28 protein-coding genes are annotated in these 25,774 nt (G+C 60.1%); 19 read left to right on the plus strand and 9 right to left on the minus strand.

Annotated elements, in window-relative coordinates; all coding sequences use genetic code 11:
- The first annotated feature begins 75 nt into the window (after nucleotides 1-75).
- Complete coding sequence (gene uvrC, locus ACYQ54_RS06305) at nucleotides 76-2,055, plus strand: excinuclease ABC subunit UvrC (protein ID WP_460080342.1); 1,980 nt, start codon at nucleotides 76-78, stop codon at nucleotides 2,053-2,055.
- Between the two features lie 59 nt (nucleotides 2,056-2,114).
- Nucleotides 2,115-3,671 carry a tetratricopeptide repeat-containing sulfotransferase family protein gene (locus ACYQ54_RS06310; protein WP_460080344.1) on the plus strand — a complete coding sequence of 519 codons (1,557 nt, stop codon included), beginning with the start codon at nucleotides 2,115-2,117 and terminating at the stop codon, nucleotides 3,669-3,671.
- Nucleotides 3,672-3,740: 69 nt separating this feature from the next.
- Here ACYQ54_RS06310 and ACYQ54_RS06315 read toward each other — a convergent pair whose 3' ends face one another.
- Nucleotides 3,741-3,869 carry a hypothetical protein gene (locus ACYQ54_RS06315; protein ID WP_460080346.1) on the minus strand — a complete coding sequence of 43 codons (129 nt, stop codon included), beginning with the start codon at nucleotides 3,867-3,869 and terminating at the stop codon, nucleotides 3,741-3,743.
- A gap of 9 nt (nucleotides 3,870-3,878) precedes the next feature.
- Between ACYQ54_RS06315 and ACYQ54_RS06320 the strand changes: the two genes are divergently transcribed.
- The 4 genes from ACYQ54_RS06320 (at nucleotide 3,879) to mscL (ending at nucleotide 7,889) form a co-directional block, all read left to right on the plus strand.
- Nucleotides 3,879-5,369, plus strand: a complete 1,491-nt coding sequence (locus ACYQ54_RS06320; RefSeq protein ID WP_460080347.1) for a tetratricopeptide repeat-containing sulfotransferase family protein — start codon at nucleotides 3,879-3,881, stop codon at nucleotides 5,367-5,369.
- An 82-nt stretch (nucleotides 5,370-5,451) separates the two neighbouring features.
- Nucleotides 5,452-6,555: an endonuclease/exonuclease/phosphatase family protein gene (locus tag ACYQ54_RS06325; RefSeq protein ID WP_460080348.1), complete on the plus strand. Its 1,104-nt coding sequence runs from the start codon at nucleotides 5,452-5,454 to the stop codon at nucleotides 6,553-6,555.
- Between the two features lie 114 nt (nucleotides 6,556-6,669).
- On the plus strand, nucleotides 6,670-7,248 hold the full coding sequence (locus tag ACYQ54_RS06330) for a thymidine kinase (protein ID WP_460080350.1): 579 nt from the start codon (nucleotides 6,670-6,672) through the stop codon (nucleotides 7,246-7,248).
- Between the two features lie 197 nt (nucleotides 7,249-7,445).
- The gene (gene mscL / locus ACYQ54_RS06335) at nucleotides 7,446-7,889 is read left to right on the plus strand and encodes a large conductance mechanosensitive channel protein MscL (protein ID WP_460080353.1); all 444 of its coding nucleotides are present in this window, start codon (nucleotides 7,446-7,448) and stop codon (nucleotides 7,887-7,889) included.
- Between the two features lie 30 nt (nucleotides 7,890-7,919).
- On the opposite strand, the gene ACYQ54_RS06340 is transcribed toward mscL, so the two are convergent.
- Nucleotides 7,920-8,873 carry an AraC-like ligand-binding domain-containing protein gene (locus tag ACYQ54_RS06340; protein ID WP_460080354.1) on the minus strand — a complete coding sequence of 318 codons (954 nt, stop codon included), beginning with the start codon at nucleotides 8,871-8,873 and terminating at the stop codon, nucleotides 7,920-7,922.
- A gap of 124 nt (nucleotides 8,874-8,997) precedes the next feature.
- On the opposite strand from ACYQ54_RS06340, the gene ACYQ54_RS06345 reads away from it, so the two are divergent.
- The 8 genes from ACYQ54_RS06345 to ACYQ54_RS06380 all read left to right on the plus strand — a co-directional run bounded on the left by ACYQ54_RS06345 (nucleotide 8,998) and on the right by ACYQ54_RS06380 (nucleotide 14,727).
- On the plus strand, nucleotides 8,998-10,023 hold the full coding sequence (locus tag ACYQ54_RS06345; protein ID WP_460080356.1) for a carbon-nitrogen hydrolase family protein: 1,026 nt from the start codon (nucleotides 8,998-9,000) through the stop codon (nucleotides 10,021-10,023).
- A 138-nt stretch (nucleotides 10,024-10,161) separates the two neighbouring features.
- On the plus strand, nucleotides 10,162-10,533 hold the full coding sequence (locus tag ACYQ54_RS06350) for a winged helix-turn-helix domain-containing protein (RefSeq protein ID WP_460080358.1): 372 nt from the start codon (nucleotides 10,162-10,164) through the stop codon (nucleotides 10,531-10,533).
- Between the two features lie 70 nt (nucleotides 10,534-10,603).
- On the plus strand, nucleotides 10,604-11,395 hold the full coding sequence (modA, locus tag ACYQ54_RS06355; RefSeq protein WP_460080359.1) for a molybdate ABC transporter substrate-binding protein: 792 nt from the start codon (nucleotides 10,604-10,606) through the stop codon (nucleotides 11,393-11,395).
- A gap of 186 nt (nucleotides 11,396-11,581) precedes the next feature.
- On the plus strand, nucleotides 11,582-11,872 hold the full coding sequence (locus ACYQ54_RS06360; RefSeq protein WP_460080360.1) for an HlyU family transcriptional regulator: 291 nt from the start codon (nucleotides 11,582-11,584) through the stop codon (nucleotides 11,870-11,872).
- 102 nt (nucleotides 11,873-11,974) lie between these two features.
- Entirely contained in the window at nucleotides 11,975-12,547 is a 573-nt protein-coding gene (gene pgsA, locus ACYQ54_RS06365; protein ID WP_460080362.1) for a CDP-diacylglycerol--glycerol-3-phosphate 3-phosphatidyltransferase, read from the plus strand.
- Nucleotides 12,548-12,590: 43 nt separating this feature from the next.
- Nucleotides 12,591-12,842 (plus strand): molybdopterin converting factor subunit 1, encoded by a 252-nt coding sequence (gene moaD, locus ACYQ54_RS06370; RefSeq protein WP_460080364.1) that lies wholly within the window; start codon nucleotides 12,591-12,593, stop codon nucleotides 12,840-12,842.
- Between the two features lie 3 nt (nucleotides 12,843-12,845).
- The gene (locus ACYQ54_RS06375) at nucleotides 12,846-13,307 is read left to right on the plus strand and encodes a molybdenum cofactor biosynthesis protein MoaE (protein WP_460080367.1); all 462 of its coding nucleotides are present in this window, start codon (nucleotides 12,846-12,848) and stop codon (nucleotides 13,305-13,307) included.
- Nucleotides 13,308-13,419: 112 nt separating this feature from the next.
- Nucleotides 13,420-14,727 carry a multidrug effflux MFS transporter gene (locus tag ACYQ54_RS06380; protein WP_460080369.1) on the plus strand — a complete coding sequence of 436 codons (1,308 nt, stop codon included), beginning with the start codon at nucleotides 13,420-13,422 and terminating at the stop codon, nucleotides 14,725-14,727.
- A 17-nt stretch (nucleotides 14,728-14,744) separates the two neighbouring features.
- Here the strand turns inward: ACYQ54_RS06380 and ACYQ54_RS06385 are convergent, their stop codons facing one another.
- Both ACYQ54_RS06385 and ACYQ54_RS06390 read right to left on the minus strand, forming a co-directional pair.
- Complete coding sequence (locus tag ACYQ54_RS06385; protein WP_460080372.1) at nucleotides 14,745-15,821, minus strand: alcohol dehydrogenase family protein; 1,077 nt, start codon at nucleotides 15,819-15,821, stop codon at nucleotides 14,745-14,747.
- Between the two features lie 288 nt (nucleotides 15,822-16,109).
- Complete coding sequence (locus ACYQ54_RS06390) at nucleotides 16,110-17,012, minus strand: branched-chain amino acid aminotransferase (RefSeq protein WP_460080375.1); 903 nt, start codon at nucleotides 17,010-17,012, stop codon at nucleotides 16,110-16,112.
- A 245-nt stretch (nucleotides 17,013-17,257) separates the two neighbouring features.
- Here ACYQ54_RS06390 and ACYQ54_RS06395 point away from each other — a divergent pair, with 245 nt between their 5' ends.
- The 4 genes from ACYQ54_RS06395 to ACYQ54_RS06410 all read left to right on the plus strand — a co-directional run bounded on the left by ACYQ54_RS06395 (nucleotide 17,258) and on the right by ACYQ54_RS06410 (nucleotide 21,533).
- The gene (locus tag ACYQ54_RS06395) at nucleotides 17,258-17,824 is read left to right on the plus strand and encodes a MarR family winged helix-turn-helix transcriptional regulator (RefSeq protein ID WP_460080377.1); all 567 of its coding nucleotides are present in this window, start codon (nucleotides 17,258-17,260) and stop codon (nucleotides 17,822-17,824) included.
- Between the two features lie 35 nt (nucleotides 17,825-17,859).
- The gene (locus ACYQ54_RS06400; protein WP_460080380.1) at nucleotides 17,860-18,558 is read left to right on the plus strand and encodes a response regulator; all 699 of its coding nucleotides are present in this window, start codon (nucleotides 17,860-17,862) and stop codon (nucleotides 18,556-18,558) included.
- Between the two features lie 10 nt (nucleotides 18,559-18,568).
- Nucleotides 18,569-19,963, plus strand: coding sequence for an ATP-binding protein (locus tag ACYQ54_RS06405; protein ID WP_460080382.1), 1,395 nt, complete (start codon nucleotides 18,569-18,571; stop codon nucleotides 19,961-19,963).
- Nucleotides 19,964-20,198: 235 nt separating this feature from the next.
- The gene (locus ACYQ54_RS06410; RefSeq protein WP_460080384.1) at nucleotides 20,199-21,533 is read left to right on the plus strand and encodes an 8-oxoguanine deaminase; all 1,335 of its coding nucleotides are present in this window, start codon (nucleotides 20,199-20,201) and stop codon (nucleotides 21,531-21,533) included.
- 39 nt (nucleotides 21,534-21,572) lie between these two features.
- Here ACYQ54_RS06410 and ACYQ54_RS06415 read toward each other — a convergent pair whose 3' ends face one another.
- Complete coding sequence (locus ACYQ54_RS06415; RefSeq protein ID WP_460080386.1) at nucleotides 21,573-21,914, minus strand: tRNA-binding protein; 342 nt, start codon at nucleotides 21,912-21,914, stop codon at nucleotides 21,573-21,575.
- A gap of 70 nt (nucleotides 21,915-21,984) precedes the next feature.
- A complete protein-coding gene (locus tag ACYQ54_RS06420) occupies nucleotides 21,985-22,683 on the minus strand; it encodes a TetR/AcrR family transcriptional regulator (protein ID WP_460080389.1) in 699 nt (232 codons plus the stop codon).
- Nucleotides 22,684-23,063: 380 nt separating this feature from the next.
- On the opposite strand from ACYQ54_RS06420, the gene ACYQ54_RS06425 reads away from it, so the two are divergent.
- Nucleotides 23,064-23,537, plus strand: a complete 474-nt coding sequence (locus tag ACYQ54_RS06425) for a YciE/YciF ferroxidase family protein (protein ID WP_460080391.1) — start codon at nucleotides 23,064-23,066, stop codon at nucleotides 23,535-23,537.
- A gap of 108 nt (nucleotides 23,538-23,645) precedes the next feature.
- Here the strand turns inward: ACYQ54_RS06425 and proC are convergent, their stop codons facing one another.
- The 3 genes from proC to ACYQ54_RS06440 form a co-directional block, all read right to left on the minus strand.
- Nucleotides 23,646-24,464 (minus strand): pyrroline-5-carboxylate reductase, encoded by an 819-nt coding sequence (gene proC, locus ACYQ54_RS06430; RefSeq protein ID WP_460080393.1) that lies wholly within the window; start codon nucleotides 24,462-24,464, stop codon nucleotides 23,646-23,648.
- Nucleotides 24,461-24,961, minus strand: coding sequence for a type III secretion system chaperone family protein (locus ACYQ54_RS06435; RefSeq protein ID WP_460080396.1), 501 nt, complete (start codon nucleotides 24,959-24,961; stop codon nucleotides 24,461-24,463). Before ACYQ54_RS06435 ends, proC begins: the two co-directional genes overlap by 4 nt.
- 347 nt (nucleotides 24,962-25,308) lie before the next feature.
- Complete coding sequence (locus ACYQ54_RS06440; protein ID WP_460080398.1) at nucleotides 25,309-25,575, minus strand: accessory factor UbiK family protein; 267 nt, start codon at nucleotides 25,573-25,575, stop codon at nucleotides 25,309-25,311.
- Between the last annotated feature and the right edge of the window lie 199 nt (nucleotides 25,576-25,774).

Raw genomic sequence — 25,774 nt, forward strand, 5'->3', positions numbered from 1 at the left:
CCCTTTTGGCAGCAGAGAGCCGCTACGCTTCGCCCGCCTCTTTCCCTATTGCCTTGCGCGGCTTAAATGTCTGGCATGCAGGACGACACTGATTCTGAAAATAAGGCCGAATCCGCGCCGGAGACCGATGCTGCCTCCACACGCAAGGGCGTCGAGGTCATCGCCGACGAGGTCAAGCGCCTGCCCAACGGGCCGGGCGTCTACCGGATGCTGGACGAAAACGGAGAGGTTCTCTACGTCGGCAAGGCTCGCAGCCTCAAGAAACGGGTTACCAGTTACACGCGGCTTCAGGGTCAGTCCAACCGGATCATGCGCATGATCCTGGCGACAGCGTCGATGGAATTCGTCGTCACCCAGACAGAACCTGAAGCCCTGCTTCTGGAAGCCAACCTGATCAAGCGTCTGCGGCCACGGTTCAACGTGCTGCTGCGCGACGACAAATCCTTCCCCTATATTCTGGTGACCGGCGATCATGAATCCCCCGCGATCGTCAAGCATCGCGGCGCACGCAAGCGCAAGGGCGACTATTTCGGCCCCTTTGCCTCCGCTGGCGCGGTCGACCGCACCATCAATGCGCTTCAGAAGGCCTTCCTGATCCGGACCTGCTCGGACAGCTATTACGAGAACCGCAGCAGGCCCTGCCTGCAATACCAGATCAAGCGCTGTGCCGGGCCCTGCACCGGTGAAATCGATCCGGCGGATTACGCCGGTCTGGTGTCGGAGGCCAAGGCGTTCCTGTCCGGCCGCAGCCAGTTGATCAAGACCCAGCTTGCCAGGCAGATGGAAACAGCATCCGCCGATCTGGAATTCGAGCGCGCCGCCATCTACCGCGACCGCCTGTCGGCGCTGTCGCACATACAGGCGCATCAGGGCATCAACCCGCAATCGGTCGAGGAAGCCGATGTCTTCGCCATCCACCAGGAGGGCGGCCAGACCTGCGTGCAGGTGTTCTTCTTCCGCACCGGCCAGAACTGGGGCAACCGGGCCTATTTCCCGAAAGCAGACAAGTCCTTTGAGGAAGCCGACATTCTGGAAAGCTTCCTGGCCCAGTTCTACGACGACAAGCCCGCGCCGCGGCAGATTCTGCTCTCCCACGAACTGAGCGAACAGGACCTGCTCGCACAGGCACTCACCGAACGCACAGGCCGTAAAGTCGACGTCGCCTGCCCCAAACGCGGGGAAAAGAAGGAACTTGTCGACCACGCACTCACCAATGCGCGCGAAGCGCTCGGCCGCAGGCTGGCAGAAACCTCCAGCCAGGCACGCTTGCTGAAAGGCGTCGCCGAAGCCTTCGGCCTGGCCCAACCTCCGCGCCGGATCGAGGTCTACGACAACTCCCACATCATGGGCACGAATGCCGTCGGCGGCATGATCGTCGCCGGTATGGAAGGCTTCGCAAAGGGTCAGTACAGAAAGTTCAACATCAAGTCGGAAGATCTCGTCCCCGGCGACGACTACGGCATGATGCGCGAAGTGCTGACGCGGCGGTTCTCCCGGCTATTGAAGGAACACGCTCGCGAAGACAGCAAGCCGGAGGTGCTCGATCCGGATCTCGAAAATGAAGAAGACAGTGAGCTTGAGGCGGCACCGGCCGACACTGGCGTACCGGCCTGGCCAGAACTCGTCCTGATCGACGGCGGCCAGGGCCAGTTGACCGCCGCGCGCGAGACGCTGGAAAGCCTCGGCATCACCGATGTGCCGCTCGTCGGCATCGCCAAGGGGCCGGACCGGGATGCCGGGCGCGAGAAATTCTTCATCCCCGGACGGCAATCCTTCATGCTTCCCGAGCGCGACCCGGTCCTCTATTTTGTTCAGCGCCTGCGCGACGAAGCCCACCGCTTTGCCATCGGCAGCCACCGGGCTCGCCGCAAGAAGGACATTACCAGGAACCCGCTGGATGAGATCGCGGGTGTCGGCCCGACACGGAAGAAGGCCCTGCTGCGCCACTTCGGCACGGCCAAGGCCGTCTCCAAGGCAGGCGTCGATGATCTGGCAGCCGTCCCCGGCATCTCCGAAGCGATTGCCAAGCTGGTCTATGACCATTTTCATGAGTAGGACGTCTTGCCTGTTGGCCTGACGGGACAAGCGAAGCGCAAAACCAAGGAGTTGTGAGAGTGTCAAACCCGTTGGAAGCCGCGCTTCGGTGCATCGACGCAAAGGACTACGGCATGGCGCTGGAAATCCTGACCGATCTCAATGCAGCCAATCCGCGCGACCCGCAGGTGAACCACTGGCTCGGTGTCATCTATCTGACCCACGGACACGCGGTCCGGGCAATCGATCACCTTCAGGCCGCCGCGAAAGTCGCCAAGAAGGAAGCGGTTATCTTCGCCACGCTGGCGGACGCCCTCACGCTTGACAATCGTTTCGAAGAAGCCCTCCCCCATGCGCGCAAGGCCGTAGCCCTCGATGGCAAGTCCGAATTCGCCCACCGCACCCTGGGTGAAATCTACGCACGGCTGCGGCGACCCGTCATGGCCGAACACGCGTTTCAAAACGCGCTTGCCATCAACGAAGCATCGGCGATCGCGCATCTGGCACTCTCGCGACTGAAAGTCTCGCTCGGCAAGATGGACGAGGCGGAAACCCACTTTCGCCGCGCGCTGGAGCTTGCTCCCGAAGAACCATCTGTTCTGATCAGCGCAAGGGACCTCTCCGACATTGGCCTGAAACAGGAGGCGCTGGAAAAGATCGAGCCTTTGCTGAACGATGCGGACCGGCCTCTGTCGAAGGTCGAACGCGCAAGGCTCGCGTTCACCGCCGGCAAGATCTGCGACGACACCGGCGATCTACCCCAGGCCTTTCACTATCTCGGCCTGCATCGCAGCGACCTTTATGGCCACTATGATGCTGCCCGGCAGGAACGCCATGTCGACAAGTGCCGCGAGGTTTTCTCGAAACAGTTCTTCGAGGACCGCAAGGACTTCGCCCTCACCAGCGACAGGCCCGTCTTTGTCTTCGGCATGCCACGCTCGGGCACCTCGCTGGTGGAGGCCATCCTCTCTGCCCACCCAAAGGCAACGGCCGCGGGGGAACTCAGCTTCTTTGACGAGCAGATCGACGGCCTGACAGAGGGCCACACAGGTGAGACCGCCTTTTTCGACACCGCCAGGGCGCTCGACCGCAAGACCGCCCAGCGCATCGGCCGCAAATATCTGACGCTGCTCGACGGCTTCAGCAAGAAAAGTGCCCGCGTGATCGACAAGATGCCTCAGAATTTCGAGCACCTGTGGTTGATCGCCCTGCTGTTTCCAAACGCGCATTTCTACCACGTCAGCCGCAACCCGGCCGATACCTGCGTCTCGATCTACATGACGCCCCTTCCGGGCAAGCACGGTTACTGTGAAAGCCAGCAATCACTCGCCCACTATTACGGGCAGTACAGGAGACTGATGACGCATTGGTGCGATGTGCTGCCAGTTGCAATGCGCGACCAGTCCTATGAGGCCCTGGTGAGTGACCCTGAACACGAACGCCCGGCCCTGATCGCCGACACCGGGCTGGCCTGGGACGATGCCTGCCGCCATCACGAAACCAACGAAGCGCAGGTCTTCACCTTCTCCATGACCCAGGTCAGACAGCCCATTCATACCGGAGCCATGAACCGCTTCGAAAAATACCGGGACCACATTGGCCCGCTGCTGGAAGGGTTGTCCGGGCTGGAAGCCTGACACCAAGGGGTTGCATTTTCCGGTCATTTTATCACAAGCTGGCAGGAAAAGCCGCACCCCGCACGTCTTCTATGCCGTAAAGGAAACGGGTGTGTTCGCGAGACCAGCCGCCTGCGCGGTGAAGACCACCGGACCGAGATGCACCCAGATCCAGCCGATCAGGCTTTTGCCCTTCTTCAATCCGGACAGTTTACCCAAGCACAGCCTTTGCTGCAGGCGTTGATCGAGAAAGACCCGCGCAATGCCCGCGCACACTACGGCATGGGCATCGCCTGCCTTTCCTTCGGCCAGACAGCACAGGCGATCCATCATCTGGAAAAGGCGGCAAAATTTGCGAAAAAGGAAGCAGTGGTCCACACCACGCTTGCAAGCGCTCTCAACATCGAAAGGCGCAGCGAGGAGGCCCTGCCACACGCACGAAAAGGCGCGTCTCTTGCCCCGGGTTCGGAATATGCGCAACGTGTCCTCGGCGAAGTCTATGCCGATCTCAGGCGCCCCGCTCCTGCCCGGCAGGCCTTTGACCAGGCTCTCAAGGCCGATCCGCATTCACCGCGCGCGCATCTCGGCCTGTTCGAACTGGAAATGACGCTTGGCAAACGGGATCTGGCCGAAGTCCATATTCGCGCCGCTCTTTCCCAGGCCCCTTCCGATCCGGCAATCCTGACTGCAGCCGCAGGCGTTCAGGACGAAAGCTTGAGAGCCAACGTTCTTGCCGGCATCGAACGGCAACTTTCGGAATTGCCCGAAGGCACAGCAAGCCCGGACGTAACTCGCCTAGCCTTTGCGGCAGGCAGGATCTGTGACGCGGCCGGTGACATCGACAGGGCATTTTCCTATTTCAACGGTTACCGGACCGGCCTTTATCCCGCTCACGACCCGGAGCTGCAAAAGGTCTTTGTGGAGACCTGCAAAACCATCTTCACAAAGGACTTCTTCGAACAACGGGAGGACTGGGCGCTGTCAAGCGACAGACCGATTTTCGTTTTCGGCATGCCTCGCACAGGCACGACCCTGGTCGAGAGGATCATAGGCCGGCACCCGGCAGCCCGGGCCGCCGGGGAACTTCAGTTCATCCCCGACCGGATTCACGATCTGACATCTGGCCGAATACACAGCCCGCACCTGTTCGAGGCGGCCCGTCAGATGACGCGGCAGGACGCCCAGCGCATCGGCCGCCGCTATCTCGCGCATCTGGAGGACATCGACAAGAGAGCGCACCGCGTGGTTGACAAGATGCCTCACAATTTCGAAAACCTCTGGCTTCTCGCCCTTCTTTTTCCGAAAGCCAGTTTCGTGCACGTGACGCGGACCGCCGAAGACACCTGTCTTTCGATCTACATGACACCACTGCCGCCGCACCATTCCTACAATGAGAGCCAGGCCTCCCTGGGCCACTATTTCAATCTCTACCGGGATCTCATGGCGCATTGGTCGGAGGCCCTGCCGGTTGACCTGAGGCATCAATCCTATGAAAGCCTGGTGAACGACACTGAACCGGAAAGCCGCGCACTGATCGCCCATACCGGCCTTGACTGGACAGACGATTGCCTGAAGCCTCCTGAGGAGACCACCCAGATCTACACCTTCAGCCGCGAGCAGGCACGCCGTCCTGTCTATGGTACTTCCGTCGGCCGCTGGAAGGCCTATCAGGCGCAAATTGAGCCGCTTCTGGCAGTGCTTGAGGCCAAGGGGAACTGATTTGGCGGCAAAACAGGTCACACCTTCCGTGCTGTCCGTGGTAAGCACAGCCGCCTTCTCATGAAATCGGACCCAGGCTGCAATGTTTCGAAAGCCCCAGGCTAAATCACCTTCCCTGATCCACAGCGCATTTTCGCTGATAGGCTGGTGTGGCAGTCTTGGCGCCATTGCCGTCAGTGTACTGGGCCTGCTTGCATTTCTGGCGCCGGACGTGTGGATCGCCGACAATATGAGCTTCTTTCTGCGGCAGTATCTGGCTGCTGGCCTGGCAGGTTGCCTGGGCGGTGCCGTCGGTTTCCTGGTCCGGCACCGGCTTCGTCTGATGTACCGGTTGACCTGGTTCCTGGCCGTGATTGCGTTTCTCAGCCTTGCCGGGCTGACAGGTGCTCGAACGCTTGCCAATACCAAGCCCCTCGGCCCTGCGGCGCCGGGTGATCAGCCGCTGAAAATCGTCTCCATCAACCTTGAACATCTGTTTCTGGGCGACAAGGTCTTGCAGGCCTTCCTGGAAAAGGAACAGCCGGACGTCGTGGTCTTCCAGGAGGTTTTGTGGTGGCTGCAGGAGCGCCGCTGGCAGCGTCTAGGTCTTCCGGTCGGCGGCGCCGGGCAGAACGGTTTTCCCGAATACATGAAGGTCGGTGACCTGGGCGGTCTTGCCGTCTATTCCCGCTTTCCTTTGTCGGAGGAAGAAACCCGCGTCGTCTCCGGCGATGTACCTCCCGGGGCCAACGTCTTTTACGACGGTGACAGGGAGCTTCTGTCACTTTCCCTCGACACGGGGGCGGCGCCCTTGCACCTGCTGGTCATTCATCCGGACAGCCCGCGTTCGAAAGCCCGCTGGGAGAACAAGCGCCGCTATTTCGATGAGGCGGACAAGATAATCGACACATTGAAAGCCAGCAACGGCAGCAACATCCTGGCGATCGGCGACTGGAACAGCTCTCCCTGGTCAACCAGGTTCCAGCAGACACTGGAACGCAACGGACTGAAGACCGCCTATCCGGGCGGCTGGCCGCAGACGACACGCTTCTTCTTCGATTACAGCCTGCACTGGATCCTCGGCGCTCCCGTCGACCAGTTCGCCGTCTCCAGGGACATGCAGATCGTCAATGTTTCGCTTGGACCGGATATCGGTTCCGACCATTTGCCGTTGATCGTGGAAGTCGCCCAGACACCGGCGAACTGAACCCTGCACCAAAAGTTGGGATATTGGTTGTGACTTCAACCGGAAAGTGTTTGAGGCTTCGGGCCGTTTCCTGAAAACTGCCCGCAACTTCAAGATCGATTCCCAAAGTTCCGCATGGCCAAACTCTACTTCAACTACTCCTCGATGAACGCTGGCAAGTCGACCGTGCTGTTGCAGGCCGCCTATAACTACGAGGAGCGCGGAATGAACACGCTGCTCCTGATTGCCGCCTTTGACGACCGGGCCGGCAAGGGCCGGATCGCCTCGCGCATCGGACTTGGTGCGGACGCCGATATCTTCAACGCCTCGGACAATATCTACGAGCACATCTCACGCTCCAACGATGCGCAGAAGGTCGATGCGGTCCTGGTCGACGAAGCGCAATTTCTGACGGAGTCTCAAGTCTGGCAGTTGGCACGCGTTGCCGACACCATGCGCATTCCGGTGATGTGCTTCGGTCTCAGAACCGATTTCCAGGGAAAGCTTTTCCCCGGCAGCGCCGCCCTGCTGGCTCTTGCCGACAATCTGAAGGAAATCAAGACCATCTGCTGGTGCGGCCGCAAGGCAACCATGGTTGCCCGCCTCGACGCGGATGGAAGGATCGTCGAGGAGGGCGATCAGGTCGTCATCGGCGGCAACGACAAATACGTGTCGCTTTGCCGCCGCCACTGGAGCGACCGGGAACTGGGCTGAGCGCTTCGTTCCACCGGGGCACTGCCAAGTGGGGCCCGTTTCCCTTGCCAACACCCCATCCTTCACTTTGTGATGGACAAAGGCCACCAGAGCGGGATTATCAGTTTTTCTGATGAGAGTCCGGTCGCAGCCCCAAGCATTGAGACTGCTGCCGCACACACTGGGGTAAGTTCTCTAAAGACTTATGGGGTGCGCATATGATTAAGGAATTTCGCGACTTTATCGCCAAGGGCAACGTCATGGACCTTGCCGTCGGCATCATCATCGGTGCCGCTTTCACAGCCATCGTCAGCAGTCTGGTCAACGATCTGATCAACCCTGTCATTGGCCTCATACTCGGCGGCATCGATTTCACGTCGATGTATGTCGTGCTGTCCGGAGACGTGCCTGCCGGGACAGGCCTCGCCGCCGCGCGCGAGAGCGGTGCTGCCGTGTTCGCCTATGGGGCGTTCCTGACCGCCTGCATCAACTTCCTGATCATCGCCTATGTCGTCTTCATGCTGGTGAAGGCGGTAAACCGGGTCAAGTCGATTGCCGAAAAGCCGGACGATGTCGAACCGGAGGTCAAGACCGGTCCGTCGGAGATCGACGTCCTGATCGAAATTCGCGATGAACTGAAATCAGCCAAATCACCGGCCTGACTGCGCCTTCGCAGCGCCGCTGCGTTGCCGTTACGAGTCTTCGTCCCGGTATCCCCGGGGCGAACGGCCGAATGCCTTGCGGAACAGCGTCGAGAAATGCTGAAGATTGTTGTATCCGCAGCGCATCGCGATTTCGCTGATCGACAGCCCCGCAAATCTCGGGTCACGCAATGCCGCGGCAACGACGTCCAGCCGCTTCTGCCGGATTTCTCCTGCTATCGACGAGCCTTCGCACTGAAAGATCGCATTGAGGCGCCGCACCGACAGTCCGGTGGCCAGCGCCACACGGTTCCGGTCCAGCTCGGGATCGCGAATATGGCTTGCGATGAAACTGCGCGCCCTGAGCAGCACCTGCCGGTCGAATGAGGAAAGCTCCAGATCGCTCTTCCACCCGCCTGCCAGCCCGGTCGCGACCAGATCGAGCAGCGTTTCCTGAAGCGTGGCGGTAAAGGCCGGTGTCCCGCCTTTCAGGTGAACCGAAAATGCCAGGATGCTCTCCCGCACCAGACGGCCGATGTCGCTTTGCCCATCGATCCAGGTTCCACCCAGCGTCTCCGCGAACGGCAGGCGGCACAGCAGGCGTGCCTTCGAAAACTGCAGGACCGTTTGCGAAAAGGGTTCCGTCAGATCCAGACAGTAAGGCTGAGTGCTGTCGTAGACCACCATGTCACCGGGACGCAGCAAGGATGTTTTTCCGAACTGCGTCAGACGCGACGAATTTGCGGTCTGCAGGCTGACGAGGAAATCGGCCTCGGACGCCGCCCGGATATCGCTCGGACGCCGCACCACCTTGTGGGACGTTCCCGCCACCCTGGAGATGGACAGGGCGGAATGATGTTCGACATCCAGACTGCCCGTGAAGCCGGGGTCCTGCCCGGCTTCACAGCCAAGCTGCACATAGGAGGCACAGACCGCTTCCCGCCAATAGGCGAAGCGGTCGCGCTGTGCGATCTCCGCTGTGCTGTATGAGGCCTTGCCGCTCATATCCGTATCCGTGTTCGACGGAACGATTTTCGGCAGTCTGCCCAAAAACGCAAGTTTTTTGGCTCAGGCACAAAAGTAATCTCGCCCTCGTTCCGGCAGGCTGACTGGCCTAGGAGGACATCACATGACCCAGAAATTCAAAGTTGCCGCCGTCCAGGCTGCTCCCTGTTTTCTTGATCTGGACGCCGGCATCGAAAAAGCCGTCCACCTGATCGAGGAGGCCGCTTCCGCAGGAGCCAGACTGATCGCCTTCAGCGAAACCTGGCTACCCGGTTATCCCAACTACATCTGGCTTGGGCCCGTCGCCTGGCAGATGCAGTTTGCCGGACGCTATTACGAAAACTCCATCGTCGCCGGATCGGATCACGAAAGGCGCCTTGCCGACGCCTGCCGGAAACACAACGTCCAGGTTTCCATGGGCTGCTCGGAACGGGACGGCGGCTCGCTTTATATTGCCCAGTGGCATTTCGACGAGACCGGGACTGTCGTGAACCGCCGGCGCAAGCTGAAGCCCACCCACGTGGAACGCACGGTCTATGGCGAGGGCGACGGCTCCGATCTTGCCGTGGTCGAAACGTCTCTCGGCCGCATCGGCCAACTGGCCTGCTGGGAGCACCTGCAGCCGCTGTCGAAATACGCCATGTATGCCCAGAACGAGCAGATCCACTGTGCCGCCTGGCCCAATCTCCATCTCTACAAGGGCACGGCCTACGCCCTTGGCCACGAAGTCAATAACGCGGCGTCGATGATCTATGCCGTCGAAGGCAGTTGTTTCGTGCTGGCACCCTGCTCGCTGGTCACCAAGAACATCCAGGACGAGCTCTGCCAGGGTGATCCGGAAAAGGAAGCCCTATGCCCGCTAGGCGGCGGCTACACCCGCATCTATGCGCCCGACGGACAGGACATCGGCACTCAGATCGCTCAGGATGAGGAAGGCATTGTCTACGCGGAGATCGACCTTGGCATGATCGCCTTCGCCAAGACCGCCGCCGATCCGGCTGGACACTATGCAAAGCGGGATTCCACCAGGCTGCTGATCAACCGCAGGAAACAGCGCCCCGTTGTCGCCTTCGACGATGCACCCGGTTGGGAAGACGCCGGCGAGGCTGTGGCAGGACCACGGAACCTGACGGACGAGGCCGCGGAGTAAACCGCACGCGGACCGGTGTAACAGGATCCCGCACCGGTCCGGTCCTTCCCGGCTCTGATCCGCGACAAGTTGGGACAATCCGGCAAAACCGGATATTGCGCCTTGTCCAGGTGTGGTTGACAGGGCCAATATCGTTTCATGAAAGACGAAGACAGCAGCCCCCGGTTCCGCATCCGGCTTGCATTCGGCCCGGACGAAATGATGGGGCCAGGCAAGGCCGAGTTGCTGGAACGCATTCAGCGCACCGGATCGATAGCGGCAGCGGGCCGTGAAATGGGCATGAGCTACAAGCGGGCCTGGCAGCTGGTGGAAACCCTGAATGTCATGTTTCGATCCCCCCTGGTGGAACGCTCTCGCGGCGGCGCGAAAGGCGGAGGGGCACAGATTACAGAGACCGGACTGGCCGTTCTTGAGGAGTATCGTGCGATCGAACTGAAGGCGCGCGCGGCCGGAGCTCCGCATATCGAAAAACTGAAAGCGATGCTGAGCGATATATCCAAAGGAAAATAACGCTTGCCTTTCGGCGAGCTCGCCTGCGATATTCCCGAAAAAACATATCGCCCGTCAAGGACCCTGCCGCATGTCCAAATCCCGTCTCATTGCCTGCCTGCGCTCCCTGGCTGGTGCAGCCGTTCTTGCCGGACTTGCAACCCAACCGACCGCCGCGGCAGCAGACGAGATCACCGTTTTCGCAGCCGCAAGCCTTGCCGACGCCCTGGGCGAGATCGAACAACGCTTCGAGGCCGCCACAGGACACGATCTGGTGATTTCGCTTGCCGGCTCCTCGGCTCTCGCACGCCAGATCCAGCAAGGCGCTCCCGCGGATATCTTCATTTCGGCCAATCCCGACTGGATGGATGTTGTCGAAAAGGACGGCCTGCTGGAAGCCGGTACCCGGTTCGATCTTCTCAACAATTCCCTTGTCCTGATCGCGCATGGCCGTGAGGCCCAGCCGCTGGAGATTGCACCGGACCTGGACCTTGAAACCCTCCTGGGCGACAACCGTCTCGCCATGGCTCTGGTCGACGCGGTTCCCGCCGGCATCTACGGAAAGGCTGCACTTCAAAGCCTCGGACTGTGGAACGATGTGGAGCCAAGGCTGGCGCAATCGGACAACGTCCGCTCCGCCCTCGCCCTGGTGGCCACTGGCGAAGCGCCCTATGGCATCGTCTATGCGTCGGATGCCGTGGCGGAGGACGACGTTTCTGTCGTCGGTACCTTTCCTGCTGAAAGCCACCCGCCCATCGTGTACCCCGTGGCAGATCTTGCCAATCGCGATGTTCCGGCTGAAGCAGAGTTTTTCGCCTATCTTCAGGGACCAGAGGCCCGCGAGGCATTCGAGCGTCAGGGCTTCGTCGTGCTCGAGCGCTAGTTTTACAGGGTAGCAGCGGCAGGAAAACCCGGCGGCCGATCCCGCAAGTGGAGCGTGCGGAGCGCCCCGGCACCGTGGCAGCGCGCCTAGAGAATGCAATTTCCCGCAAGCTTGTCCCGCCTCTGCCCTTGAAGCCCTTCTCCGCCCCTCGTAAAAGGGAGCAAATGAAACGGATTGAGGCCTCAGATGCTCGGTAAGATGTTCAAATCCCTTTTCGGTACTTCCGGAGACGGTAGCAAAGGCGCCTCGAAGGCAACGACAGTGGACTATGACGGTTACCTGATCGTCGCACAGCCCCAGCTGTCGAACGGCCAGTGGCAGGTCAGCGGGCGCATTGAAAAACAGGTCGGCGAGACGACCAAGGTGCACACCTTCATTCGTGCCGACACACTGCCCGATGAAGAAGCCGCGGCCAACGAGATGATCCGCAAAGCCAAAATGATGATTGACCAGGTTGGCGATAGCATATTCGATTGACCTGAAAACCGGACCATCTTTGGGGACAGACGTTCCAGGCGCAGCCGCACACAGCATTGCAGGGCCTTGGCGCCGGGGTCTCCCCGAAATCTGAAAGCCGACATGAAACGAAATATAGTCCTGAGCCTGCCCAATCTCCTGACCTATGGGCGCATTTTGGCGGTTCCTGCGGTTGCGGTCTGTTTCTATTTCGAAGGCAACACGCCCCGCTGGGTCGCGCTTGCCATTTTCGTTCTGGCGGCAATCACCGACTTCTTCGACGGTTATCTGGCGCGGGCCTGGCAACAGCAATCCGCTCTCGGACGCATGCTCGACCCGATCGCCGACAAGCTCCTGGTATCCGTCAGCCTGCTGATGCTGGCCGGTGATGGCACCATCTACGGCTGGACCATGATCGCGGCGATCATCATCCTGTGCCGCGAGATCCTGGTGTCGGGACTGCGCGAGTTCCTGGCCGAACTTCAGGTCAGTGTGCCCGTCACAAAGCTCGCCAAGTGGAAAACCACTGTCCAGCTGATTGCCGTCGCCTTTCTGCTGGCGGGCCCGGCCGGAGACACCGTGTTCGCCTATACGACGCAAACCGGGCTTGTCGCGCTTTGGCTCGCGGCGTTACTCACCCTATATACGGGGTACGATTATTTCCGGGCCGGCATCGGCCATCTGATTACGGAATAGATGCCTCCGCTCCGGCCCTGACCGCACACCACCGGGAGATCTCATGAACATCCGCTATTTCGCCTGGGTTCGCGAACGGGTCGGCGTCGAGGAAGAAACCATCGAGCTTCCGGCGTCGGTCGCCACCGTGGCCGATCTGATCACCCATCTGAAAACGCTCGATGACAATCACGCCGCAGCCTTCGAGGAAGAAGATGCCATCCGTGTCGCCCTCGACCAGATGCACGTGGAAACAGACGCTGCGCTCGGCGACGCGCGGGAAGTCGCTTTCTTTCCCCCGATGACAGGCGGCTGAACGATGCCCGTGAAACCGCTGGTCCGCGTCCAGGCGGAAGACTTCGACCTTCAGGAGGAAAGCTTGCGCCTGACCGAAGGCCGCAAGGATGTCGGCGCCCTGGTCACGTTTACCGGCCTGTGCCGGGATGAAGCTGGAACCCTGGCAGCCCTGGAACTGGAACATTATCCCGGCATGGCCGAAGCCGAACTGACCCGGATCGCCGGGGAAGCAGCAGCCCGCTGGCCGCTGACGGGCCTGACCGTGATCCATCGTTTCGGCAAGATTGCACCGGGTCACAACATCGTGCTTGTGATCGCGGCATCGTCCCACCGCAGGGCCGCGTTCGAGGCCGCCGACTTCCTGATGGATTACCTGAAGACCCGCGCCCCGTTCTGGAAGAAGGAACACCCTGCGGAAGGTGGCACAGGAGCCTGGGTCGAAGCAAAAACTGAAGACGACACGGACGCCGCCCGCTGGACCTGAGCCGCGCAAGCGAATAGTCTGCTATCGATTCAAGGCCGCTCTGCCGCCCCTTTCCCATTCTCAAGCTTTGCGGTTGCCCCGGCAATCCGCCCATTTGAATTGGTCCGACCCCGTGAAACACGATAGTGAACCCTCCGACGCAGCCGCCGCGACGCCGGCGGCAGAAAAGGGTGCTTCCGGCTCTTCTTCCGAAGTTCTTCGGGAACCCGGCATTCCCTTTGCCGAGTTTGTGGCCATCATCGCCATGATCATGGCACTCAATGCCATGGCCATCGACGTAATGCTGCCGGCATTGCCCGCCATAGGCGACGCGCTCAACATCGTCGAAGAGAACAACCGTCAACTGGTGCTTCTGTCCTATCTGGTTGGCTTCGGTGGAGCGCAACTGTTCTTCGGCCCCGTGACCGATGCACTCGGCCGGCGCGGTATCCTTGTCGGCGGTCTTGCGCTCTATAGTCTGGCCAGCATCGGTGCGATCTTCGCGATGGATCTCAACACGCTGCTGATCGCCCGCGTGCTTCAAGGCATCGGTTGCGCAGCCGCCCGTGTCACCGCGCTGTCCGTCGTGCGCGATTGCTACACCGGCAGGCGCATGGGCAAGGTCATGTCACTGGTGATGATGGTCTTCATGGCCGTTCCAGTGGTCGCTCCCTCCATCGGCCAGGCAGTGTTGCTGATCGCAGGCTGGCACTGGATCTTCGCGCTTCTTCTGATCTCCGGTGTCACGATGATGATCTGGTCCGCTCTCAGGATGCCTGAAACTCTTGCGGTCGAAAATCGCCGTCCGATGGAGGTCTCGACCATCATCAGTGCCTACATGACAGCGCTGACCACGCGGGTAAGCCTTGGGTACACTGTAGGAACAGCCTTCATTTTCGGAGGCCTGTTCTCGTTCCTCGCCATGTCGCAGCAGATCTTCGTCGATATTTTCGGTCTTGGAACCCTGTTCCCGATCGTCTTCGCCGCCATTGCCATCACCATGGCCGGAGCGTCCTTCACCAACGCGCAACTGGTGGAAGCCATCGGCATGCGCCGGCTGTCTCACGGCGCTGCGGTGGTCTACACCGCGCTCGGTTTTCTCGTCTGGCTTCTGGCGGCGCTCGGTCTTGAGAATTTCTGGGCCTTCATGATCCTGGCCACGCTGATCATGACCAGCTTCGGTTTCCTCGGGGCGAATTTCAACGCCATGGCCATGGAGCCTCTCGGTGCCATTGCGGGAACCGCGTCCTCTGTCATCGGCACCATTTCGACACTTGGTGGCGCGATCCTGGGCTACATCATGGGCCAGCTTTTCGACGGAACCACCCAGCCGCTCGGCCTCGCCTATACGGTCTATGGCCTGTGTGCCATCGGCTGCATTCTCTATGCCGAGCGCGGGCGCATGTTCCACGCCCTCCACGACAAGCAGTCACAGCATTGAGGTAATATGTCGGCGCTTCACGCGCCGACATCTATGCCGATCTTTCCGACAAAGGATTTTTCGAGGAACTTTTTCTGAGCAGCCTGCAACTCGTGCAAGGGGTAGGTTTTTGCAACGACGGGACGGATCTCTCCGGCCTCGATGTAACTGACAAGGTCCTGAAAGACACTGTCCGGCTGGTAAGTGCTTCCGAGAAGCGTCAGGTCTCGCAGGTAAAGCGTTCTCAGGTCCAGCTCCACGATTGGACCGGCAATTGCACCGGACGTGACATAGCGGCCGCCGCTGCAAAGCGCATCGATCAGATTGCCCCAGTTCGCGCCACCGACGAGATCAAGCACCACGTCGAAAGACTGTTCGGGCGGAACGGCATCCCGGTCCAGCGTTTCATCAGCCCCCAGAAGCCGCAAATCGGCGGCTTTTTCCGGGCTCGTCACTGCCGTGACATGAGCGCCGCGGCGTTTGGCTAGCTGGATCGCAGCAGACCCGACACCACCGGATGCCCCGGTGATCAGCACACGCTCCGCCTTGACGCCGGCCCGCTGTATCATCCCCTCAGCGGTGGAAAAGGCGCAGGGAAACGACGCCAGTTCGACATCGCTCAAACCGGAATTGACCGCAAGCGCATCACGAGATCTTGCCGCCGCATATTGTGCAAATCCGCCGTCGCATTCAGATCCGAAGGTCCAGATTGCGGGAAGGGAGCCACCGGCGTCCACGGATTGAAGGGCCCGCACCAGCACACGTTCGCCGACCCGGCTGGCCGGGACATTTGCTCCGGCCGCAACGATTTCGCCGCAGCAATCAGCGCCCTGAATACGAGGGAATGGCAGGGGCGTTCCCGACCAACTGCCTTCTGCCCCGGCAGCGGACGAATATCCACCGACGGCTCCGGACGCGGTGTCACCGCGCACGGCCTTGGAATACCATCCCGTACGGGTGTTGACGTCTGTATTGTTGACCGAAGACGCACCGACGCGGATCAGAACCTCGTCCTTTGCGGGAACGGGAACCGGCAGATCCGTGCGCCACACCAGTTTCTCAAGTCCACCGTGCCCCGTCAGCACCACACCGTTCATGGTCTCGGGGATCGACATAAGCTTCCCTCTGGTAAAATGATCATTCTACCAACTTGGGTAGAGCGATCATTCTACCTCGTCAAGCATGATGGATACGATGACCAGGAGCGCTTTCGGGCTGTGAAATCGTCACTTTCTCTTTCTGGAAGATATGATGCCAGCCTGGCCGTTTCACGGCGATCGACGGGTGGAAACCAAGAGACAACCGGGCCGGATGCTGATGAGTTCGCGAAAGAACAACACCGCAAAACAAGAAAGGCGGGCCAAGACCCGCCTTTCTTCTGAATTGTTCCTCGCCAGGAAGGGTCAGCCGGCAGCTGCCTGCAGGGCCGGCGATTGCGGGCGCACGGCAGCGTCATAGTCCTGCATCAGGGTCTTGATGATGTCGCCGACTTCGAAGGTGTTCCCGGCAATCTCGGAGACCGGGGTCACTTCTGCAGCCGTTCCGGTGACGAAGCACTGTTCGAACTCCGGCAGCTCTTCCGGCATGATCACACGCTCAACCACCTCGATACCGCGGTCCTTGGCCAGGCCAATCACCGTCTGACGGGTAATGCCGTTCAGGAAGCAGTCCGGGGTCGGTGTATGGATCTTGCCGTCCTTGACGAAGAACACATTGGCACCGGTCGCCTCAGCCACCTGGCCGCGCCAGTCAAGCATCAGCGCATCGGTGTAGCCCTTGGCTTCCGCGGCATGCTTGGAGATGGTGCAGATCATGTAGAGGCCGGCGGCCTTCGCCTTGTAAGGCGCCGTGGCAGGCGCCGGGCGGCGGTATTCGGCCATGTCCAGGCGAATGCCCTTCAGCCGTTCTTCCGGTTTGAAATAGCTCGGCCATTCCCAGGTGGCGATCGCCAGGTGAATGGTGTTGTGCTGAGCCGAAATGCCCATCATCTCGCTGCCACGCCAGGCGACGGGGCGAATGTAGGCATCGGTCAGGTTCATGCGCGCCAGGGTTTCTTCCTTGGCGGCGTTGATTTGCTCGGCAGTGTAGGGAATCTCGAAACCGAGCATGCGCGCCGACGCAAGCAGGCGCTCCGTATGCTCTTCGGACTTGAAGATCCGGCCGCCATAGGCACGCTCGCCTTCGAACACGCTGCTGCCGTAATGCAGTCCGTGGCTGAGAACATGCAGTTTGGCTTCCGACCAAGGCACGAAAGTGCCGTCGTACCAGATATCACCACTGAGCTGATCAAAAGGCGTTCCAGCCATCTTCATCTCCCGCTCGCTCTATGAGCGTTGTTTTGTTTTCTCTTCAACAGAGGCAAATGACGCCAAAGACTTGCGCCTTTTTTACCGCTGTATTTTTTGCACAGCACGCCAACTATCGGTATCCTGATGGCCGCGGCGACGTTGATTGGATTCGTTTATCATCTGATGCGTGAAAATGCATCAAAAAGACCGATCATTTCGTCCGCGACCGGATAGAAGTAACAATCGATCAGAATTAAGTCAATATGACTGACGTAAATTTCAAACCGGAGCAGCCGCCCCTCAGACAGGATGCGGATCAGGCCCGGCCCCAGCAGCCCGAAGGGTCCGATATGGATGGTGCTGACGCGCTGTCCTACGATCTGATCGAGCTCCTGTTTTTCGCGTATCGCGACTTCACCGGTGACCCGGACGACGTCCTTGCCAAGTACGAGTTCGGCCGTGCCCACCACCGCGTCTTGCATTTCGTGGATCGCAATCCCGGGATCATGGTCACCGACCTTCTCGGGATCCTGCGGATCACCAAGCAGAGCCTTGGCCGGGTGCTGAAGCAGCTGGTGGACGCCGGCATCATCGAACAGCGCGAAGGCCATCACGACCGGCGGCAAAGACTGCTTTACACCACCGAACGTGGACACGCCCTGGCTGTGGACCTGACCCGCCTGCAGCAAAAGCGCCTTGAACGCGCCCTAATTGGATTGCCAGATGGCAGCGACGAGATTATCCGCAGGTTTCTGCTTCAAATGATCGATCCCGAGGCGCGGCCGCAGATCCTGCAACTGATACGCAGTCTGTACGACCTGAAGGATTGACCGGCAAGCGGTCACAGAAGGACAACAAAGCCGACATGAATGCCCAGGTGCCTGACGACAACGCCAACCACATTCTCCTGGTCGACGATGACAAGCGCATCAGGGACCTTTTGTCCAGGTTGCTCAAGGAGAATGGCTACCGTGTGACCGCCGCCGCCCATGCGGCCGAAGCCCGCACGTGCCTCTCCGGTCTGGAATTCGACCTGATCATTCTCGACGTCATGATGCCGGGTGAAACCGGCCTGGAACTTGCCGTTTCGCTTCGGCAGGACTCCTCGGTGCCGATCCTGATGCTGACGGCGCGGTCCGAAACACCGGACAGGATCGCAGGACTTGAAGCCGGCGTTGACGACTATTTGTCCAAGCCGTTCGAACCGCGCGAGCTGATGTTGCGTATCGCCGCCATCCTGCGCCGTGGCAACCAGCAGCCGGTCGTCGTCAGTGAAGAGATCCGGTTCGGCCCGTTTTCATACAATGCGGCACGAGGCGAGCTCAAGAACGGCGACGCGATGGTCCGGCTGACCGACCGGGAAAAACAGATCCTGTCGATTTTCGCCGAGCAGCCGGGCGCAACCGTCCCCCGCCACAAGATCGTCGGTGACGACAGCGGTCTGGGTGAGCGCACGGTGGACGTTCAGATCAATCGGCTGCGGCGCAAGATCGAAACCGATCCGGGAAACCCGATCTACCTGCAGACGGTGCGCGGCATCGGCTACAGGCTTGCGTGCGACTGAGCCGGATCGTATGGCCAGGTTCAATAGCTTCCTCCGGCGCTTTCCCCTGACGGTGCCATTGAAACCGCTGCTGGCGGTCTATCGACTGGTGTCCCGGTTGATGTACCGGGTCATGCCCAAGGGCCTGTTCACCCGGACCTTCCTGATCATCGTCGCCCCGATCGTGATCCTCCAGTCGGTGCTTGTCTTCGTGTTCATGGAGCGGCACTACCAGCTGGTCTCGCGCAGAATGTCGGAAGCGGTCGTGCGCGAGATCGCGGCCGTGGTCTATGTGCTGGAGAACTATCCGCAGGATCCGGACTACGCCAACATCGAGGAACTGGCCTCACGCGCGCTCGGCATGTCCATGACGGTGACGCCGCTGGAGCCCTTGCCGCCGCCTACGCCCAAACCGTTCTTCGACGTCATCGACCAGGAACTGAGCCAGGCAATCAGCCAACGCATCGGCAAACCCTTCTGGATCGACACGGTCGGCAGATCCCGCTTCGTAGAGATCCGTATCCAGCTCAAGGACTCCATCCTGCGTGTCTTCACAAGACGCAGCCAGACCTACGCTTCCAACTCGCATATTTTCCTGGTCTGGATGTTTTCGACATCGCTTGTGCTGGTGATCATCGCGCTGTTGTTCCTGCGCAATCAGATCCGCCCCATCGTCCGGCTGGCCAATGCGGCGGAAGCTTTTGGCAGGGGCCGTCCCGTTGAGAACTTCAGGGCCAGCGGCGCGCGCGAGGTCCGTCAGGCGAGCCTTGCCTTCATCGACATGCGACGGCGCATCGAGCGGCAGATCGAGCAACGCACCACAATGCTTGCCGGCGTCAGCCACGATCTCAGAACCATTCTGACGCGCCTCAGGCTGCAGCTCGCATTCCTTGGCGGCACGCCGGAAAGCGAAGCAATGCGCAAGGATGTCGACGAGATGAGTCACATGCTGGAGGACTACCTCGCCTTTGCCAGCGGCGATGGCGACGAGGACATCCAGAAAACCGACCTGTCTCTTCTGCTGGAAGAGCTGGAAGAAGAAGCCGAGATCTCCGGCCACGACGTGAAGACCTGCTTCGAGGGACCGCCGGAAGTGGAGATACGCCGCCTCTCCATGAAGAGAAGCCTATCCAACCTCGTGACCAACGGCTGCAAATACGGCAACCGGGTCGAGGTTCTGGGCCGGATCGACAATGGCTGGCTCACCATTACGGTCGATGACGACGGCCCGGGCATTCCCGAAGACCAGCGTGAGATGGCCTTCAGGGCATTCCACCGGCTGGACCTTGCCCGCAACATGGATGAAACCGGCAGCGGTCTCGGCCTTGCCATTGCCCGCGACATTGCCCGCGCCCATGGCGGCGACCTCTACCTGGAAGACAGCCCGATGGGTGGATTGAGAGCAAGGTTGCGTATCCCGGCTTAGGAAATCAACGTCTTTCCAGCTCTGGACGCTTTGACTGATCCAGCCGAAAAGCCTGGTTTTTTATCCATCAAACTGCATCCATTGAAAGTCTTTCAAGTCTAGGCGATACAATCGCAACCCGATTTCCGGTTGACTGACCAGACATCAATTTTCTACCAAATAGCCTGCTGGTTCTTGCCCCCGTTTTCCACCAGCCGAACGCATTCCGATGAGACGGGGACCCAGGGAATGCGCGATGCCTGAAATTCTTCTGAAAAATGCCGATACCGTCCTCACGATGGATGACGACCGCCGGGAGCTTTCGGCCGTAGATATCCGTCTGCGCGATGGCGTGATCGCCGAGATCGGCGCGAACCTGGAGACATCGGGCGAGACCTTGTCCGCCAGCGGATGCGTCGTGACGCCGGGCCTGGTGAACACTCACCACCATCTTTACCAGAGCCTGACCAGAGCCGTTCCCGGAGGCCAGGACGCGCTGCTTTTCGGCTGGCTGCAGACCCTTTATCCGATCTGGTCACGCTTCGGGCCGGAGGAAATGTTCGTGTCCGCGCAGACCGGCCTTGCCGAACTGGCGCTGTCCGGATGCACGCTCAGCTCCGATCATCTCTATCTCTATCCCAACGGATCGCGGCTCGACGACACCATTGCCGCCGCAAAAGAGATCGGCCTCCGCTTCCACCCGACCCGCGGTGCCATGAGCATCGGCGAAAGCGACGGCGGCCTGCCGCCCGACAGTCTTGTCGAACGGGAAGCCAGCATTCTGGAAGATGCCATCCGTGTCGTCGACGCCTTTCACGATCCGTCGGACGGTGCGATGATCCGTGTCGGTCTGGCCCCCTGCTCTCCCTTTTCGGTCAGCCGCGACCTGATGCGCGACGCGGCTCTGCTGGCGCGCGACAAGAAGGTTATGCTGCATACCCATCTTGCGGAAAACGATGAGGACATTTCCTATTCTCAGGAAAAATTCGGTTGCCGCCCGGGACAATATGCCGAGGACCTCGGCTGGACGGGCCCGGATGTCTGGCACGCCCATTGCGTCAAGCTGAACGATCGGGAGATCCGACTGTTCGCGGGCAGCGGCACCGGCATTGCTCATTGCCCCTGCTCCAACTGCCGCCTCGGCAGCGGAATCGCTCCTGTGCGAGCGATGCGCGATGCCGGTGTGAAGGTTGGCCTCGGCGTTGACGGGTCGGCCAGCAATGATGCGGGCAACCTTGTGCTGGAAGCGCGCCAGTCGATGCTGCTGCAGCGGGTGGCAAACGGCGCGGACGCGATGTCCGCCCGCGAAGCCCTGGAAATCGCCACGCGTGGCGGCGCCGATGTTCTGAACCGTCCCGATTGCGGCCGGCTTGCCGTCGGCAAACGCGCCGATATCGCTCTGTGGGATGTCTCCGGCGTCGAGAGTGCGGGCAGCTGGGACCCGGCAGCCTTGCTGCTCGCCGGGCCGACGCGCGTCAAGCACCTGTTCGTGGACGGCCGTCAGGTCGTCTGTGACAGCCAGATCACCACGATCGACCTGCCGAAGGTCATCGAACGCCAGAACCGGCTCGCACGAAAACTGAACGCCTGAGACAATTACGCTTCGCAGGCGGGGAAGCTGGGACTGAGGTCAGTAAAGCCGCCCGCCGAGCGGTACTTCCCTGGATGGCGACAGCAGCACCACTTCGCCCTCCTCGTCGGGAACACCGAGCGTCAGCACTTCCGACATGACCGGACCGATCTGGCGCGGCGGGAAATTCACCACCGCCATCACCAGTTTTCCGATCAGGGTTTCCGGCGTGTAGTGCTTGGTAATCTGCGCTGAGGTTTTCTTGATGCCGATTTCCGGGCCGAAATCGATCTGCATCTTGTACGCGGGTTTGCGCGCTTCAGGAAATTCCTCGGCCTTGATAACCCGGCCGACGCGCACATCCACTTTCAGGAAATCGTCAAAACTGATCTGGTCGCTCACGAAAACAATCCTCTTGTTCTGCGAGCGACCATGAACGGTCAAATGACCGTTCGCAAGGGTTTGGGGACGCTCAGGCGCCTGCCGGGGCTTCTCCGCCGAGATCTGTGTCTTCCCCGCCACTTTGCTCCCGGTCACGCCGGTGGCCCGACTGTTCTGAAGCCTTGCGGAAGAACGACCGAATGCCTTTTGCGACACGATCCAGCTTGTTCAGGCGCTTCATGAAGGACGTGCCCTTGTCCAGTTCCTTGTCGAGGCGTGCCATGGTGCGCGGCATGCCCTCGTCTTCCTCGTCCAGCCAGACATCGACTACCCGGGCAAAGGCGATGGACAAGCCCTGGGCGACGACGGTTGCCTTGACGCCGGAGACATCGATGCCGGCAGCGATCAGCATCCATTTCTGCGACCGCACCTCAAGCGCGTTGAAATCGAGCGCAAGCGCGGGATCTTTCCGGGCAGCCTTGTGGAGGGCTCGCACGGCCTGCTTGTGTTCCGCCATCGCATCGATCCGGCTCATCAGAATGTCGAACAGGCGGTCGCGCGGGGGCTGGTCGCCCATTTCCTCATCGCGTCCGTCCAGAACAGCCGTGTCGATCTGTTCCAGAAAGGCAGCAACCAGCTTCAGCTTGGAGGCATAGGCGCTGCGCATTTCGGAAAGCTTGACCTTCGCCGTTTCTGCGATGAGCGGCAGCGAGACGTCTTCATAGGGATGTTCAGACAACAGATCGAGAAACGTCTTCAGGATCTTCTGCTTGGTTTTCACACTCGCCATTGCACGGCCTCCGGTGTCTTTTCTTCCCTGAACATAGGAACACAAAGGCCCGCAGAAAAGGGCGGCCCGCTGACGCAGGATGGTTGCGGCCCCGGCAAACCGGATGCAGCCACCGGAACTTTGTCTGAAGACTTCCCGGATCCGGAACCAAACAGGTGAGGAAACGTTTGCTGATCAGACGGGCATGAAGACTTAGACGGTCCGCCGAAAACGAGCGGTTCCAACGCGGCCTTCCATGCAACGTCCCTCAGCAGCGGTCCTTGCCCCCGCGCGAAACTCCGGTTTTCCCGGCTTTTCCGTGTGATTCCTGCTGACGGTTTGAATTGACCACTGCCGTCCCCCCGGCCCCGCGATACCCGCATTTTTTGAAAGGAACGACCATGAAAACCCTTGCCGATGCTTTCGAGCATACGCTTCAGGACATCTACTACGCCGAACAGTCCATGGCCAAGACCATGCCGAAGCTGCAGGATGCCGCCAATGGCAGGAAACTCAAGGATGCGATTGGCGAACACCTGGAAGAGACCAAGTCGCAGGTCAAGGTACTGGAGCAGGTCTTCAAGTCGCTCGGCAAGAAGCCGGCAGGCGAAAAATGCGACGCCATCGAGGGATTGATCAAGGAAACCGACGGCATCATCCGTGATGCCTCAGGAGCGGCCAGGAACGCCGCGCTGCTTGCCGCATGTCAGGCTGTCGAGCACTATGAAATCGCCCGCTACGGCACCTTGCGCGAGTGGGCCAAGGTGCTCGGCCACGACGAAGCGCACGACCTGCTGACCGGTATTCTCGACCAGGAAAAGGCTGCAAACAGCAAGCTCACCAACCTCGCTGTTTCCACTATCAACGAGCAGTAATCGCGCTGCACTGCTCGATAGCCCTGCAACTTTCAGGCAAGACAAACAGAAGGCCGCCGGAGTTCCGGCGGCCTTCTGTCTGATTAAACCCATGTCGACGGGACGACCTCAACCGGCCAGTTCCCGCGCGCGTTTGACGGCAGCGGCGACTGCTTCGGTCATTACCGGCTGCAATCCCTCGGCATGCATCAGCACCTCGAGCGCGGCTGCTGTCGTGCCGTTCGGGCTGGTGACGTTCTGGCGAAGAATCGAAGGATGTTCGCCGGACTGGTGCATCAGCTCGCCCGCGCCGCAGACCGTGGCAACAGCCAGTTCGTGAGCGATCTCTGCCGGCAAACCGGCCTGACGGCCGGCTTCGCTCAAGGCTTCGGCGAGAAAGAAAACATAGGCAGGGCCCGATCCGCTGACGCCGGTCACCAGGTCGATCTGGTCTTCACTGTCGAGCCAGACCACCTTGCCGACCGACGACAGAAGATTGGTGACGTCATCCTTCTGGGCCGCGGAGACGGCTGCGGTCGGGTAGACCGCCGTGATGCCGCGCTTGACCATGGCCGGAGTGTTTGGCATGCAGCGGCAGATCGGAACCTGGCCGAAATATTCTTCGAATTTGGAAACCGGTGTGCCAGCGGCAATCGACAGCACAAGCGTGTCGGGGGCAACGGCTGATGTCAGACCGGGCAGAACCTGATCCATCATCTGCGGTTTGACGGCAACCAGCACGATCCCGGCCGTCAGATCCTCCGGCACGGAGGTCACATGGCGGATACCGTGTTTCTTGAGAAGGGCATCCATCTCTGCTGACAGATGCGGATCATTGACCACGATGGCGGCGGGATTGATCCCTTCCGCCATCCAGCCTGATAACATTGCCCCGCCCATCTTGCCGGCTCCGACAAGAAGGAAAGGCCGTTCCTTTGAAAAGCTCATGCTTCTCCTGCGGTTTCAAACAAGGCCGTATTCAACGCCTCGGCTGCCGAATTTCCGGCCCAGACGACGAATTGAAAGGCTTGATAGAAACGTTCGCAGTTTTCAAGGGCATTTGTCAGCATTCCCTCGATCTGTGCCGAGGATGCTTCGGCGCCGCCGGCCAGAAGCAGCGACTGCCGGAACATCACCACGTTCTCCTTGTTCCAGAGATCGAAGTGGCCCATCCAGAGCTGCTCATTGACCAAAGCGAGCAGACGGACAACTTCCGTCTTGCGCAATTCGGTGACCTTGAGGTCAAAAGCACAAGCAAGATGAAGGGCTTCGACTTCCTCCATCCACGAGAAGGAGACGTGGTAATCACACCAGCTCCCCTCAAGGGATATGGTGATCTCGTCCTCGTCCGACCTTTCGAACGTCCAGTCGTTCAAGGCGGCGAACGTCTCGATGGTGTCAACGGGATTACCAGGTCGCTCGAGTTCAAGCTCGATGAGGCTCATGTGCCTACTCCCCTTCTGAGCCGGGGGCCGGGTACCCGATCACGATAACCGGGCGGGCCGCCGGGAAAAGTCCCATGCCGGAGGAGCAAAACGCGTCCTGTTACGGCCCTTTGGAAGGGAACCGGTTCCGTCTTGCTCCGACGAATCCCTGTTATCTTTCAGTATAGGAGCAGGAATGATTTAAGCGATACATACCAGTTGAGTGAAAAAAGCCGAAACTTGTGGACGACTCAGCGGTATTTTTCATCACACTGCCCAAATTCAACGCAAACCCGCCATGTTCAGGCGTTGTATTTCTGTCATCAACTATTAACAGAAAACGCTCACATCGACGTCAACAAATCGCGTTAAGCGTCTCCAGCGTCGCCGGATTCCGGGTTTTCGAGTTTTGAAAGCCGCGATTCGAGTTCATCGATCCGGTCCAGAGCACGCACTGCCATCTCTTTCACCGCTTCGTGCTCTTCGCGCGAAACAACGTCCATATCGGACAGAAAACGCTCGGCCTGCGCCCGGAAGGCGGTCTCGACTTCGCGGCGTGCACCCTGGGCAACTCCGGCGGCGTCGGTCATCAGCTTGGCAAAATCATCGAGAAGACGGTTCGGGCCTTGGGTCATTGGACCCTCCTTGATCGGAAATACATGCGATGTGAGACAGGTATGAGGGAATGACGGGAACTTCAAGGACCAATTCCGCCGCAGCCGGTTTCGTCGAGAGCAGAGCCCGTCTCCCGAACATCTTTTTCGGGTCACCTTTCGGGACACCAGGCCCGTCAGGCTGTTCCAGCCCGCCGAACAAACCGGCCTCGGCTTGACG

It is taken from the genome of Roseibium sp. LAB1 (assembly GCF_054658235.1).

Excerpts from the sequence above, each read along its gene's own strand:
- ACYQ54_RS06395 (WP_460080377.1), top strand. The coding sequence starts at position 17,258 with ATGACTGACGTAAATTTCAAACCGGAGCAGCCGCCCCTCAGACAGGAT.
- ACYQ54_RS06375 (WP_460080367.1), top strand. The coding sequence starts at position 12,846 with ATGCCCGTGAAACCGCTGGTCCGCGTCCAGGCGGAAGACTTCGACCTT.
- ACYQ54_RS06435 (WP_460080396.1), bottom strand. The coding sequence starts at position 24,961 with ATGAGCCTCATCGAGCTTGAACTCGAGCGACCTGGTAATCCCGTTGAC.
- uvrC (WP_460080342.1), top strand. The coding sequence starts at position 76 with ATGCAGGACGACACTGATTCTGAAAATAAGGCCGAATCCGCGCCGGAG.
- proC (WP_460080393.1), bottom strand. The coding sequence starts at position 24,464 with ATGAGCTTTTCAAAGGAACGGCCTTTCCTTCTTGTCGGAGCCGGCAAG.
- ACYQ54_RS06420 (WP_460080389.1), bottom strand. The coding sequence starts at position 22,683 with ATGGCGAGTGTGAAAACCAAGCAGAAGATCCTGAAGACGTTTCTCGAT.
- mscL (WP_460080353.1), top strand. The coding sequence starts at position 7,446 with ATGATTAAGGAATTTCGCGACTTTATCGCCAAGGGCAACGTCATGGAC.
- modA (WP_460080359.1), top strand. The coding sequence starts at position 10,604 with ATGTCCAAATCCCGTCTCATTGCCTGCCTGCGCTCCCTGGCTGGTGCA.
- ACYQ54_RS06425 (WP_460080391.1), top strand. The coding sequence starts at position 23,064 with ATGAAAACCCTTGCCGATGCTTTCGAGCATACGCTTCAGGACATCTAC.
- ACYQ54_RS06385 (WP_460080372.1), bottom strand. The coding sequence starts at position 15,821 with ATGTCGATCCCCGAGACCATGAACGGTGTGGTGCTGACGGGGCACGGT.
- pgsA (WP_460080362.1), top strand. The coding sequence starts at position 11,975 with ATGAAACGAAATATAGTCCTGAGCCTGCCCAATCTCCTGACCTATGGG.
- ACYQ54_RS06345 (WP_460080356.1), top strand. The coding sequence starts at position 8,998 with ATGACCCAGAAATTCAAAGTTGCCGCCGTCCAGGCTGCTCCCTGTTTT.
- ACYQ54_RS06360 (WP_460080360.1), top strand. The coding sequence starts at position 11,582 with ATGCTCGGTAAGATGTTCAAATCCCTTTTCGGTACTTCCGGAGACGGT.
- ACYQ54_RS06325 (WP_460080348.1), top strand. The coding sequence starts at position 5,452 with ATGTTTCGAAAGCCCCAGGCTAAATCACCTTCCCTGATCCACAGCGCA.
- ACYQ54_RS06340 (WP_460080354.1), bottom strand. The coding sequence starts at position 8,873 with ATGAGCGGCAAGGCCTCATACAGCACAGCGGAGATCGCACAGCGCGAC.
- ACYQ54_RS06390 (WP_460080375.1), bottom strand. The coding sequence starts at position 17,012 with ATGGCTGGAACGCCTTTTGATCAGCTCAGTGGTGATATCTGGTACGAC.
- ACYQ54_RS06440 (WP_460080398.1), bottom strand. The coding sequence starts at position 25,575 with ATGACCCAAGGCCCGAACCGTCTTCTCGATGATTTTGCCAAGCTGATG.
- ACYQ54_RS06405 (WP_460080382.1), top strand. The coding sequence starts at position 18,569 with ATGGCCAGGTTCAATAGCTTCCTCCGGCGCTTTCCCCTGACGGTGCCA.
- ACYQ54_RS06400 (WP_460080380.1), top strand. The coding sequence starts at position 17,860 with ATGAATGCCCAGGTGCCTGACGACAACGCCAACCACATTCTCCTGGTC.
- ACYQ54_RS06410 (WP_460080384.1), top strand. The coding sequence starts at position 20,199 with ATGCCTGAAATTCTTCTGAAAAATGCCGATACCGTCCTCACGATGGAT.
- ACYQ54_RS06350 (WP_460080358.1), top strand. The coding sequence starts at position 10,162 with ATGAAAGACGAAGACAGCAGCCCCCGGTTCCGCATCCGGCTTGCATTC.
- ACYQ54_RS06330 (WP_460080350.1), top strand. The coding sequence starts at position 6,670 with ATGGCCAAACTCTACTTCAACTACTCCTCGATGAACGCTGGCAAGTCG.
- moaD (WP_460080364.1), top strand. The coding sequence starts at position 12,591 with ATGAACATCCGCTATTTCGCCTGGGTTCGCGAACGGGTCGGCGTCGAG.